The 12,852-nt window shown below is 45.7% G+C and carries 8 protein-coding genes; all 8 read left to right on the forward strand.

What is annotated here, in order from left to right:
* Window positions 1-333 precede the first annotated feature (333 nt).
* The 8 genes from H3S82_RS10390 (at window position 334) to H3S82_RS10425 (ending at window position 12,839) form a co-directional block, all read left to right on the forward strand.
* The gene (locus H3S82_RS10390; protein ID WP_198232408.1) at window positions 334-2,208 is read left to right on the forward strand and encodes an ABC transporter ATP-binding protein; all 1,875 of its coding nucleotides are present in this window, start codon (window positions 334-336) and stop codon (window positions 2,206-2,208) included.
* On the forward strand, window positions 2,205-4,025 hold the full coding sequence (locus H3S82_RS10395) for an ABC transporter ATP-binding protein (protein WP_198232409.1): 1,821 nt from the start codon (window positions 2,205-2,207) through the stop codon (window positions 4,023-4,025). Before H3S82_RS10390 ends, H3S82_RS10395 begins: the two co-directional genes overlap by 4 nt.
* Before the next feature lie 433 nt (window positions 4,026-4,458).
* Entirely contained in the window at window positions 4,459-5,313 is an 855-nt protein-coding gene (locus tag H3S82_RS10400) for a siderophore-interacting protein (RefSeq protein ID WP_198232410.1), read from the forward strand.
* A 729-nt stretch (window positions 5,314-6,042) separates the two neighbouring features.
* Window positions 6,043-7,686, forward strand: coding sequence for a lactate permease LctP family transporter (locus tag H3S82_RS10405; RefSeq protein ID WP_198232411.1), 1,644 nt, complete (start codon window positions 6,043-6,045; stop codon window positions 7,684-7,686).
* Window positions 7,687-7,931: 245 nt separating this feature from the next.
* Window positions 7,932-9,068, forward strand: coding sequence for an FMN-dependent L-lactate dehydrogenase LldD (lldD, locus tag H3S82_RS10410; RefSeq protein WP_198232412.1), 1,137 nt, complete (start codon window positions 7,932-7,934; stop codon window positions 9,066-9,068).
* A gap of 717 nt (window positions 9,069-9,785) precedes the next feature.
* Entirely contained in the window at window positions 9,786-10,844 is a 1,059-nt protein-coding gene (locus H3S82_RS10415) for an acyl-CoA dehydrogenase family protein (RefSeq protein ID WP_198232413.1), read from the forward strand.
* Between the two features lie 25 nt (window positions 10,845-10,869).
* The gene (locus H3S82_RS10420) at window positions 10,870-11,655 is read left to right on the forward strand and encodes an ABC transporter ATP-binding protein (protein ID WP_198232414.1); all 786 of its coding nucleotides are present in this window, start codon (window positions 10,870-10,872) and stop codon (window positions 11,653-11,655) included.
* On the forward strand, window positions 11,652-12,839 hold the full coding sequence (locus H3S82_RS10425; protein ID WP_198232415.1) for an ABC transporter substrate-binding protein: 1,188 nt from the start codon (window positions 11,652-11,654) through the stop codon (window positions 12,837-12,839). The genes H3S82_RS10420 and H3S82_RS10425 overlap by 4 nt, the downstream gene beginning before the upstream one ends.
* Window positions 12,840-12,852: the final 13 nt, after the last annotated feature.

Consider the following 12,852-nt stretch of genomic DNA (forward strand, 5'->3'; position numbering starts at 1 on the left):
TCCGATAATTCTTCAAAGCTTTCTCATGCAAAACATTTTTCTGAACTCAAGAACATGGATGAAAAGAATAATTCTGGTCTAATATTTGCGATTGATCGTGATACAGGTTTGAAAAGCCTGATGGAAAGCGCATAAAATTTATGCGCGTTTTTTCCAAAAATTATCCTGTTTGGAAACCGGTTTTCTGCACGGAACACTGAAATTTATACAAGAAAAATTTACGACAATAAAAACGGATAAGAAAAGTTTTTCAAGGATAAAGCAAATAAAACTATACCAAAATTATCAAAAATAAGTCATAGTCCATTTTTAACAATTTTTACGGTAGCCGTAATGAGCCAACAACCATCCATCAATCCGGCAGTTTATGACAGTGAAAAGCCTGCCACTTTTCTGGGGCTTTTGCGCTATTCGCGTTTTTTTACCGGCTCCGCTATCATCACGGCCATTATCGCTGCGGCTTTGAGCATTGCGCCCTTCTATGTGATTTCGCTTATTGCCGGCGAGCTTTTGAAACCGACGGTGAACACGACTAGAATTTGGTATCTTGCAGGTGTTGCAACCGGCCTTGTTCTGCTTAGATGGATATTCGTATCTTTAAGTGACATGCTTGCCCATAAAGGGGCCTTCACCATTCTCTTCACACTCAGAAAAAGAGCAGCGCAAAAACTGGGCGAAGTTCCACTGTCGTTTTTTGCAAGCCAGTCTTCGGGAAAACTCAGGCGCACGCTTTACGATGATATTGACAGTCTCGAAAGCCTTTATGCCCATATTTTGCCAAGCCTGAGTTCCGCTCCCATTGTATCGCTCTCGGCTCTTATCCTGTTGTTTTTTGCCGATTGGCGGCTTGCCATTATTGTTTTGATCCCGTTGCCGATTGCCTTTTTTGCCCAATGGTGGATGACGCGCGGCATGGGTGATGACATGCGTGAATGGATCGGTTTGCAGCAAAAAATTTCAGGCGAAATCAGCGAATTTATCCGTGGTGTACATGTTATCAAAAGTTTTGGTCTCGACACGCGTTCTTTCGGCAATCTCTCAAAGACAATCCATAATGCGGTGGACTGGGCGCATAGTTTTGCTGCCAGAGTAACCCGCTCCTTTATGACATTTGCTATTCTACTGCGCGGTAATCTTGTTCTGGTAGCGCCAATCGGAGCCATATTCTATGTGAACGGTTCCCTTGACGCAGCTACCTTTGTGTTATTTTTGCTTCTTTCGCCACTGGTGCTTGAACCTCTTCTGACCCTTTCAGGGGCACTTCATGAGAAAATGAACCATATCGAAGCGATGGATCATATCAATGAGGTTTTAACTGCAAAACCGCTTATCGAAAATCACAATAGCAAAACGCCTGATGGCCCCTATGAAATTGTTTTTGACGATGTCTCTTATAGTTACGGCAAAAGGCTCGCTATCGACCATGTCAGTTTTAGCGCAAAAGCCGATAAAGTGACGGCATTGGTGGGTCCAAGCGGTTCGGGCAAAAGTACACTTCTGAAACTTGTTGCACGACTTTATGAATTCGACCACGGACATTTAACCATAGGTGGTCTTGATGTGCGCGACTGGCGACTTGACGACCTTCTCGACAAAACCAGCATTGTTTTTCAGGATGTTGTTCTCCTTTATGGCACTGTTGCCGATAATTTGCGTATTGCCAAACCCGATGCGAGTGATGAAGAACTTAAGGAAGCTTGCCGCCTTGCCAAAGCAGACGGTTTTATCGAAGCCCTGCCGCAAGGTTATGATACGCTCCTTCAGGAACGCGGCTCGCAACTTTCCGGCGGTGAACGCCAGAGGCTTTCGATTGCCCGCGCTTTTTTGAAAAATGCGCCAATCCTGCTTCTTGATGAACCGACTTCAAGTCTTGATCCGGAAAATGAAAACCTCATCCACGAAGCCCTTGAAACACTTTATAAAAATCGTACGGTTCTCATCGTCGGCCATCATTTGCAAAATCTCGTTTCTGCCGACAAAATTATAGTGATGGATCATGGCAGGCTAGCGGGCGAAGGCCGTCATGAAGAACTTTTGAAAAACTGTCCGACCTACCGAATTTTATGGCAAGACCAGCTTTCGGCCGGCGCGTGGTCGCTCGGAGAAGAGGCGGGAGAAGCCCAAGAAAAAACCGACACCAAGGGGCAAGACAATAAAACCTTTTCAAAAAAACAGGATAATTTGGCAGAAAAAGGCGGGCAGTCATGATAATCGATATTTTAACGTCCGGTTTCCGGCTGTCGAAAACGCGCGACAAACAACTCGTTCACGGCATTTTATGGACGATTGTCGAAGGTTTTTTTGCAGCACTCCCCTTTGTCTTCCTTTTTATGATGTTGACACAGGCCTTTGCCAAAGAGTTGACAATCAAAGCCGCTATTTTCTTCGGGGGCGGCATGGTTTTTAGCTTTTTATTGCGCATCGGTGCAAGTGCAATAGGCGCGCCGAAAATATATAATGGTGCTTTCACCATGATGGGAGAGGCACGCCTTAATGTGGCAGAACATTTGCGCAAACTCCCCATGGGGTGGTTCAACAAACAAAGAAGCGGCGACCTTGCAGGAAGACTGACTTCCGATATTACTTTTGTCGAACATATGTGGTCGCATTTTATCCAGCCATTTGTTGCCGGTTTTTCAATGCCGGTTTTTCTGACCATTTTTCTTTTCTTTGTCGACTTTCGTCTGGCAATTGTCATGCTTTGCGGCTTTCCTTTGACTTTGCTTGCCTTGTTATGGACGCTCGCTATGGGAAAAAGCGCAGGCGTGAAACTTGGAAAAGCCAATAGTGCCGTGCAATCGGCTTTGCTTGAATATGTACAGAGCATCACTGTTATTCGCAGCTTCGGGCGTTTCGGCAATAGCTGGAAGAGACTTGTAAAAATCCTCGACGACCAGCGCAATGCATGGTTCCACGCCGAAACAAGAACCTCGCCTTTCCTGTCATGCTTCGGTTTTGTGCTGGAAATGAGCTATATCAGTCTGGTTATTTTCGGCATTTATTGGTTGGCAAACGACAAGCTCACAGTCGCTCAATTGTTGATTTTCCTTATCATTGCATTGCCCGTCTACCGCCAATTATATGAAGTCGGTCAGGCAATGCTGATGTTGCGTCTGGCAAACCGTTCTCTCATGCGCATTGAGGCGCTGCTTCATGAACCGACCTTGACCGAGCCGCAACATCCAAAAATGCCGGAAAACTATGAAATCCGTTTCGACCATGTGGGTTTCAGCTATGATAAAAAAGAAACAAATAACAAAGAAGAGAGGGGCAATAAAAAAGCGGTGGGCAACACAAAAATGGCCGGACACAAAGTCCTTGATGATATTTCATGCACGATCAGGCCGCAGGAATTAACGGCAATAGTTGGGCCGAGTGGTGCCGGAAAGACAAGTTTTGTCCACCTTATCGCCCGTCTTTGGGAAAGAACCGAAGGTAAAATCACAATCGGCGATATCGACCTTAAAGACATAGGGACCGAAAATCTTCATCGGTTGATCGGCATGGTATTTCAGGATGTGCTTCTCTTTTCGGGAACGGTCTATGACAATATCAAAATCGGCAAGGAAGATGCGAGCCGTGAAGAAATCATAGAAGCGGCAAAACAGGCCGAAGCCCATCAATTCATCATGGCATTGCCGGAAGGTTATGACACAGTGCTTGACGAGCATGGAAGCTCGCTTTCAGGGGGCGAACAGCAGCGCATATCCATTGCCCGCGCTTTTTTGAAGAACGCCCCGATATTGCTTCTTGATGAAGCAACCGCAAGCCTTGACCCGTCGGCGGAGGCAGAGATCCAACGCGCCATGAATGCATTGACCAGAACCCGCACAGTCGTGGTCATTGCACACCGGCTGAACAGCATTCGTCGCGCCGACCACATCATCGTTCTGAAAAATGGAAAAATCGTCGAAGAAGGAACCCATGATACATTGGTAAAAGCCGATGGCCTTTATCAAAAATTATGGAATAACCAGAATAAAGCGCGTGGCGTATTCCCTCCAACCGAAGCCATTCTGAATTGATCCACGGGCGAAGAAAAGCGAAGTACTCGCCGCCAGTTAAGCTTGAAATTTCAAGCTTTTCGGAGCTGGAAAAGCTGATCTTCAAGCTTTGTTCCCGAGAATTGCCATGCGCCATTGAGGGAAAGAATTAGACAGCACAGCCTTTATAGGAAAAATTGGACAGAAAGCATTTGTCAGAAAAATTACTCGTCACCTTGTCCGCAACATGTGCAATTTGAAGGAACTTGCTATTTTCTGGAATGGCCGGTCATCAATGAATAAGCACTGTTCATTCTGGCAAACTTCCGGCAAGCCGATAAACGACATGAAAACGCGATTGACAGACATGAATATTTCTTCAATACCGGTTTACTAAAAACTTGACTATTATATTCATTATTATTCGTCTATACTTTTTATGACCCAAAAAACAATCGGCGCGGGAGCTTAAGAGATGGAAAAGACAGAAAACAGGAATGCGGCTGAACTCACACCGGAAAACCACATGGACGGGATGGAACGTCTCGAACTAACGGTCAGCCGGATTTATGAACCTTTTCCCCACCTCATCCGCCTGACCGGAACAATCAATCCGACGAACCCGATTGAATGGCAACAGGCAAATGTTGCGGTGCGCTTCGAGATTGGCGAAACAGGACAAGGCCGCAAGGTTTACCGGATTTATACAATCCGTTCTTTTAATCCCGCGACACATGAAATCGAAGTCGATTTTGTCAAACATGAAGGGGAAAGCCCCGCTATCAACTGGCTTCAAACTTTGAAAGCCGGTGCGCATGCTTATTTGATTGGTCCGCGCCCACAATTTTCAACGGAAGAATATAAAAATAAAAAGCTGAAGCTCTTTGCCGATGAAACCGCCATTCCGGCCATTTTTTCCATTCTTTCACATTGGCCGGAAAACACCGAAGCCGAAATCTATATCGAATCCGCAACGGCAGAAGCAGCCGGTGAACTCCCCGATAGAAAGGGAGTCAAAAAACATATCTATGTGCGAAAGGAAAAAGAACATCCGGGGCAAACCGGTTTTCTTGTTCATTCGGCTGAAAAGATTACAGATGCCGAAGATTGCTCCATCTGGATTGCCTGCGAACGGGAAGAAGCCCGTGCAATCAGGAAACATTTCATGGCGAACTGCAATGTGAAAAAGCAAAATATCAAAGCCATCGGATATTGGCGTATCGGGCTTGCCAGTTCGGAAATAGAGAAAATTCGCGGCAAATATTATAACGAGCTTATTGCTCAGGGAAAAACCGAAAAAGATTTTGATGAATTCGACATTCCGGCTTGATAGGTGACCGGCTCGAAAACGGAACATCAATATTTACGAGATTTCCCTCACCCATAGCCGGTGATAGATACCTGACCCGTGAGCAGAGACCGATGAGCGGTAGTAAATAACTGAGCGTTGAGCCGTGATAAATGCCGGACGCGTGGCCAGTGGCCGGTGATGAATATAATGAATGAAAAGCCGGTATGGGCGACATGCAGGCTTCAACAAGTGGTGGCATAGTTTTAAAAAAATGCCGAGTTTTGGCTCTCAAAGAGGTGAAAGAAGTCAGATTTTCCTTGTCCCCTTTTCTTCTATAAAGGTGAAAAAATAGCCCTCGTCAAAACCGGCCTCTATCAATTTTCAAGAGACAACTTTTTTCAAGAACATACTCCTTCTTTGTTATATCGGTATTTTATTAAATAGTCGACATTTCAGTGAGCGACTTCGGCTCACCCGAACGGGCGAAAACAAAACACCGATAGCTACTCACCTGTTTGTGAAAGCTTGGGCGTATAGCTGCAAAAAAATCATGAAACACTATGGCACAACGTCTTAAATAACGGCTTTGCTTTTAAAAAAGTCCATTTTTATAATTTTTATAATAAACATTCGCATATTTTCCTAAAAAAAACTATTTTTGGTTCATATATGAAAATTTTAACCTCAAATAAATTGACGTTTTAGTTTTCTTCAGCATTACTACTTACCAGCCAACATTTATCGCACACGTATTGGGAGGAGAAAACAATGACGTGGATGCAGAATTATATTCCGGTTGGAAATATTTGGCTTTCGGCATTAATTGCCGCAATACCGATTATTTTCTTTTTTCTGGCCTTAACTCTTCTTCGCATGAAAGGGCATGTGGCTGGTACAATCACTGTTATCTTGTCATTCCTGATTGCCGTTTTTGTCTATGGCATGCCGATCGGACCTGCGGTTTCATCTGCGATATATGGCTTTTTCTACGGTCTTTGGCCGATCGCATGGATTATCGTTGGCGCGGTGTTCCTTTATAAAATTTCGGTTGTCACCGGTGACTTCAACATTGTTCGTCATTCCATTCTAGGAATTACCGAGGACCAGCGCCTGCAGCTCATTCTGGTAGGTTTTGCTTTCGGCGCTTTTCTTGAAGGTGCTGCCGGTTTCGGTGCACCGGTTGCAATTACCGCAGCGCTCCTTGCCGGATTGGGCTTTCGCCCGCTTTATGCGGCAGGGCTCTGTCTTATTGCCAATACCGCTCCGGTTGCCTTCGGCGCCATGGGTATTCCGATTATTGTTGCCGGACAGGTTTCAAATCTCGACCCGTTTTTATTAAGCCAGATGGCAGGACGCCAATTGCCTTTTCTTTCGGTGTTTGTTCCTTTCCTGCTTGTCATTATCATGGATGGTTGGCGCGGCGTCCGCGAAACCTGGCCGGCTGTACTTGTCGGGGGTGGTACATTTGCGATTGTCCAATTCCTGACTTCCAATTATTTCGGGCCGGAATTGCCTGATATTACAGCCGCTATTGCAACACTCGTTGTTTTGCCGCTATTCTTGCGCTTCTGGCAACCAAAACGCATTTTCCGCTTTGATGAAAGTGAAGCTGCCCCCAAAGAAGATGTTCCCCATTATTCAATGGGAGAAATTATCAAGGCATGGTCGCCTTTTATCATATTGACCATTTTTGTTATGGTTTGGAGCATTGCGCCTTTCAAAAAACTTTTTGCCAAAGGCGGCGCCTTGGAAAGCTGGGTATTGAGTTTCGACGTATCATTCCTCAATAATATCATTGTCAAAACGGCGCCCATTGTTGCAACGGATGCCAAAATCAGCGCTGTTTATAAATTCGACTGGTTTTCAGCCACCGGAACTGCAATTATCCTTGCCGCAATCGTCAGTACTTTTGTTTTGAAAATGCGCCCTGCTCGCGCTATTGGCGTTTTCGGCATGACGCTGAAAGAACTTGCCCTTCCTATTTATTCGATCGGCATTGTTCTTGCTTTTGCTTTCATTGCCAATTATTCGGGCCTTTCATCCACTTTGGCTCTGGCTTTGTCACATACGGGTAAAAGTTTTACGTTCTTCTCGCCATTTCTCGGATGGCTCGGCGTTTTTGTTACCGGTTCGGATACGTCTTCCAATGCGCTGTTCGGTGCCTTGCAGGCAACCACAGCCCATCAGATCGGCGTTTCCGATGTTCTGCTTGTTGCGGTCAATAGTACGGGCGGTGTTACCGGAAAAATGATTTCCCCGCAGTCGATTGCAATTGCCTGTGCGGCGGTGGGACTTGTCGGGAAAGAATCCGACCTCTTCCGCTACACTGTCAAATATTCGCTGGGGCTTTGTGCCGTTGCCGGTATCATGACAACGCTTCAGGGATATGTTCTTCCGTGGATGATCCCGTAATATTGATTTTACTTCCGGTGACTGTTTCTTGTTAATATCGGAGATACTGACAGTCTTTCTGAAACATAGAAATAAAACCGGAATATCAAGCGAATTTTCGGAGGCGTAACAGTTGAATTTTATTACGCCCCTCGAAAAACACTCAATGTTAATATCAACATTTTCAAAGGATAAAATTTTTATTCATCTCTTTGCCGAATTGGCTCCGGCGTTCGAGCCATAAAACAACCAAGACGGGTAATGAAATGATTATATCTTCTATCTCGGATTATCGCGAAGGTGCGCGGCGCAAACTCCCTCCATTTCTTTTTCATTATATTGATGGCGGGGCTTATGCAGAGCGTACTCTGCAACGCAATACAACCGATCTGTCCGATATTGCACTTCGCCAACGCATTTTGAAAAATATGTCGGAGCTTAGTCTTGAAACCGAGCTTTTCGGCGAAAAAATGAAAATGCCGGTGGCACTTTCACCGGTGGGGCTTACCGGCATGTATGCGCGCCGTGGTGAAGTGCAGGCGGCAAAGGCTGCCCAATCACGCGGTATTCCCTTTACACTTTCGACTGTTTCAGTCTGTCCGATTGAAGAAGTCCAGTCGCAAGTTCCAAACCCGATCTGGTTCCAGCTTTATGTTCTCAAAGATCGCGGTTTCATGAAAAATGTTCTTGAACGAGCGGCTGCCCAAGGCATCAAAACGCTGGTTTTCACTGTTGATATGCCGGTTCCCGGTGCCCGTTATCGTGACCGCCATTCGGGCATGTCCGGCCCGTTTGCCAAATTGCGCCAATATACACAAGCTGTTCTTCATCCTGCCTGGGCTTATGATGTCGGCGTCATGGGACGGCCGCATGACCTCGGCAATATTTCCACCTATCGCGGAAAACCGACCAATCTGGAAGATTATATCGGTTGGCTTGGTGCCAATTTCGACCCGTCGATAAGCTGGAAAGATCTTGAATGGATTCGTGAATTCTGGAAAGGACCAATGCTTATCAAAGGCATTCTCGACGTTGAAGATGCTCGCGATGCCGTACGTTTCGGAGCAGACGGCGTTATTGTTTCCAACCATGGCGGGCGCCAGCTTGATGGCGTGCCTTCAACCGTCAAGGCATTGCCGAAAATTGCCGAAGTCTTGAAACCCGATCTCAAAGTTCTCGTTGACGGCGGTGTGCGCTCGGGCCTTGATGTTGTGCGCATGATTGCACTGGGAGCCGATACGGTTATGCTTGGCCGTGCCTTTGCTTATGCCTTGGGAACCGATGGCGAAAAGGGCGTTGCCAATATGCTTGATCTTATCGCCAAGGAAATGCGTGTTGCAATGACGCTGACAGGAGCCAAGAAAATAAGCGACATTAATGCGGATATGCTCGTCAAAGACTGAAACACTGTGTCGGGATTTAAAGCTATATAAATCTCTACATAGCCGATTTTCAGGAATGCATCAGAACCTCATAAATCGCTTTTGGCTTCTATTGAAAATTGTTTTTGAAAAAAGGACTGCCAGAATGGTGATGCCATCTCGCAGTCCCCATTTTGCACTCCCCATTTCGCAGCTCTTGTTTTTATGATAATCATTGCCTGGTTTTTGCTTTATCCAAAACGGGATTGAAGTGATTTTCCGTTTGGAAAATGAATAGTCATTTGCCGGTTGAAAAATTTGTCGGTTTCGCACTTCCCATGAAAAATTATGTCGTTTCCTGTCTTTTTTATCGGCAATTTAAAGAACTATTTTTTTAAAACCCCTTATTTCCAATGAAAAATTGTTCAACGATTTTATCATTCCGTTTTTTTCGGAGCCAAAGATAGCCCCCGCTTGCGCAATAGCCGTGTGATTTCTTGCCTCGGCTCCGATTTTAAACCCTCTTTTTCATTTAAAAATTTTTAAAAATGTATGCGGGTTTTTTGATGGGAAAAAATAAAAGGTTGAACATTTCTAAAAAAAAAGAAATATTAACGGCGTCCATAGCAAGTTTGCGGGGAACTAAAATGTCTCTTCCTTTACAATTTGACGTTTTTCAATCGCGCCTTTCTTCAAAAAGCAGCGAAAAAAAGCGGCGTTTGTCTTTTTCTTCACCCCTCATCAACAGGCTATTTTAAAATGTTTTCCCCTCGTTTGAAGAGCTCCGATAAGCTCTATCCATGGGCTGAAGCCCATGCAGAGGAATGGGACACCGCGTTTCAATCCTCGAAAATTATATTGGAGTGCCTCGCAAAAGAAAAATTGACCGGCATTGGCGTTCCGGAAAAATTCGGTGGTGACGGCAAAACCATTGCTGACGCTATTTTGACGATTTCCGACATTGCCTATTCCTCATTCACTGCTGCCTTCGTTTTATGGGCGCACCGCGCTTATATCGAATGCGTTTTGCAAAGCCCGAATGAAGCGCTCAAAAGCCGTCAATTGCCGCTTTTGACATCGGGTAAAACGGCCGGCTCTGCCGGTCTTTCCAATTTGATGAAGCATCTTTCCGGCTTGGAAAAAATGGAAAATTTTGCTTCGCTCGAGAATGGCATTTATCACCTCACCGGTAAAATGCCGTGGATTACCAATATCGACTGCCAAGGCTTTTTTGCAGCCTGCGCCGCCGAACTTGATAACGGACGCGCTGTGGTTTTCAGCCTTGAAAACAATGACAAAGGGGTAAACGTCCAATCCCTCGATTTACTGGCTTTGCGTTCAAGCGGTACAAAAGCGATCATTATGGATAAAGTCGCTTTGACGGCTGACCGGATTTTGCATGACAATATTGCCGAATGGCTGAAAACACTGCGTCCGGCTTTTATCGCACTTCAATGTGGTCTATTCTCAGGATTGGCAGCGCGCTTTATCGACGAAGCCAAAAAACATTTCAATGCCCGACGAGCATCCCTTGAAAGCAACATAGACGAGACAGAAAAAGAGCTTTCAAGCCTGCGCGACGCACTCATCAAGGGTGTAAACAACAACCATTTTGTCAGTGCTCCGGAAGATCTATTCAAGCTCCGCATCAGTTTAACCGACTGGCTCTGGAAAGCGGTTCTGCTTGAATTGGAAACTCGTGGTGGCGGTGCCTATCTCGTGGAGACTGCCGAAGGATTTCCCCGTCGTTTGCGCGAAGCAAGTTTTGTTCCCATTATTACCCCCAGTGTCACGCAGCTTAAAAAAGCCTTGGCATGATTAACCCGTTTATCCGTTCAAATTCATGACAGAAAAAGTCCCCATTCTTGAAGCAAAAAACATCGTTTTGCGGTATCGCGACGATGCGCCCCCTATTCTTGAAAATTTCAACCTTGCAATCGGAAAAAATGAAACTGTTTCCATTCTGGGGCCAAGTGGTGTCGGAAAATCAAGCCTTTTACGTGTGCTTTCCGGCCTGCAAAAGCCGAATGGCGGCCATATTTTTGTTCACGGCAAAGAGCTTACCCGTGTTGACCCGAATATTGCGGTGGCCTTTCAAAATCCGGGTTTATTGCCGTGGCTGACATTGGAAAAAAATGTGGCCTTTGGCCTTGATTTCAAAAACCGTGAAAAGCTCGAAAAAAGCGAACGGCAAAATCGGGTGAATAAAGCGATCCACGAAGTGGGGCTCGATTATGCGCGGAAACTAAGGCCTTCCGAGCTTTCCGGCGGCATGGCGCAACGGGCAGGACTGGCGCGTTGCTTTGCCAGAAATCCGGAAGTGCTTTTTCTGGATGAGCCATTTGGCGCACTAGATGAATTGACGCGCCAAGATATGCAAAATCTGCTGATTAAACTCGTTAAAGAATTTTCCGCTTCAACGCTTCTTGTTACGCATGACATCGACGAAGCCTTGCTTGTTAGCGAACGCATTATTCTGCTTGGCGGAAAACCGGCAAATATCATCGGCACATGGACAATCGATTTCCCCAAACCGCGCAATCAATTTGTCGAAGAACTCGGCAAAATCCGTATCGAAATTCTTGCAACTTTAAGAGATGCAGGACTTAAAAAAAGAGATGAAATATGAAAGATGAATATTTTTCCCGCCGCGACATTTTGCGGCTATCAGCTTTATTGACGGCAAGTGGCGCTTTGCCGTTTTTAAATATTGGAAGAGCTAAATCACAGGAAAAGGATGAACCGGTCAAAGTCGGCTATTTGCCAATCACCGATGCAACAGCTTTGCTTGTGGCTCACGGTAAAGGTTTTTTTGAAAGCGAAGGTTTGAAAGCTGAAAAACCGGTTCTCTTCCGTAGCTGGTCACAAATTGTGGAAGCTTTTTTTGCCGGCCAGATCAATGTGATGCATGTCCTTTCGCCAATCGCTATCTGGGCACGCTATTCAAGCAAGGCACCGCTTAAAGTCGTTGCATGGAACCATATGAGCGGCTCCGGTTTTTCGGTCGCCAATGACATCAATTCCATTTCCGATCTTGGCGGCAAGAACGTTGCTATTCCATTCTGGTATTCAATCCACACAGTTGTGTTGCAAATGATCTTGCGCAAAAACGGCTTGACGCCAGTTTCGCGAAAAAGCGGCACAATTGAAAAAAATGAAGTCAATATGGTGATTATGGCACCATCGGATATGATACCGGCGGTTGCCAATGGTCAGGTTTCGGGCTTTATCGTTGCAGAACCCTTCAATGCGGCAGGTGAAGCGGCCAAAGTTTCAAAGCTTGCAAGATTTACGGCCGATGTCTGGCGTGACCATGCCTGCTGTCTTGTCTGCATGCAGGAAAACGATTTAAAGGAGCGCCCCGAATGGTCGCAAAAAGTCGTGTCCGCTATGGTCAAAGCGCAATTGTGGACAGCAAAGAACCGCGAGGAAACAGCGCTTCTTCTTTCCAAAGAAAATCCGAATAAATATATGCCTTTCGGTTCCGATGTTCTCAAACGTGTTCTTGTTTCAAGCGAAGACGATAACCGGTTTTATGAAAAATCGGGCGCAATCATCCACCCCGACTGGCTTGAAAAGCGCATAGATTTTCAACCCTATCCTTATCCGAGCTACACGGAAGAACTGGTAAGACGGCTGAAAGACACTTTGATTGAGGGTGATAACGCGTTTCTTCAAACACTTGATCCGGCTTTTGCGGCCAAAGACCTTGTCGATGACCAATTTGTCAAACGCGCATTAAGCGAAGTTGGCGGACTTCCCGCTTTCGGCATGAAAGACAGTTTCGTGCGCAATGAAGAGATTGAAGTTTAACGGGGAGAAAGCG

It is taken from the genome of Bartonella sp. M0192, from assembly GCF_016102305.1.
GTDB lineage: Bacteria > Pseudomonadota > Alphaproteobacteria > Rhizobiales > Rhizobiaceae > Bartonella > Bartonella apihabitans.

Excerpts from the sequence above, each read along its gene's own strand:
- H3S82_RS10425 (WP_198232415.1), top strand. The coding sequence starts at position 11,652 with ATGAAAGATGAATATTTTTCCCGCCGCGACATTTTGCGGCTATCAGCT.
- H3S82_RS10405 (WP_198232411.1), top strand. The coding sequence starts at position 6,043 with ATGACGTGGATGCAGAATTATATTCCGGTTGGAAATATTTGGCTTTCG.
- H3S82_RS10420 (WP_198232414.1), top strand. The coding sequence starts at position 10,870 with ATGACAGAAAAAGTCCCCATTCTTGAAGCAAAAAACATCGTTTTGCGG.
- H3S82_RS10390 (WP_198232408.1), top strand. The coding sequence starts at position 334 with ATGAGCCAACAACCATCCATCAATCCGGCAGTTTATGACAGTGAAAAG.
- H3S82_RS10415 (WP_198232413.1), top strand. The coding sequence starts at position 9,786 with ATGTTTTCCCCTCGTTTGAAGAGCTCCGATAAGCTCTATCCATGGGCT.
- H3S82_RS10395 (WP_198232409.1), top strand. The coding sequence starts at position 2,205 with ATGATAATCGATATTTTAACGTCCGGTTTCCGGCTGTCGAAAACGCGC.
- lldD (WP_198232412.1), top strand. The coding sequence starts at position 7,932 with ATGATTATATCTTCTATCTCGGATTATCGCGAAGGTGCGCGGCGCAAA.
- H3S82_RS10400 (WP_198232410.1), top strand. The coding sequence starts at position 4,459 with ATGGAAAAGACAGAAAACAGGAATGCGGCTGAACTCACACCGGAAAAC.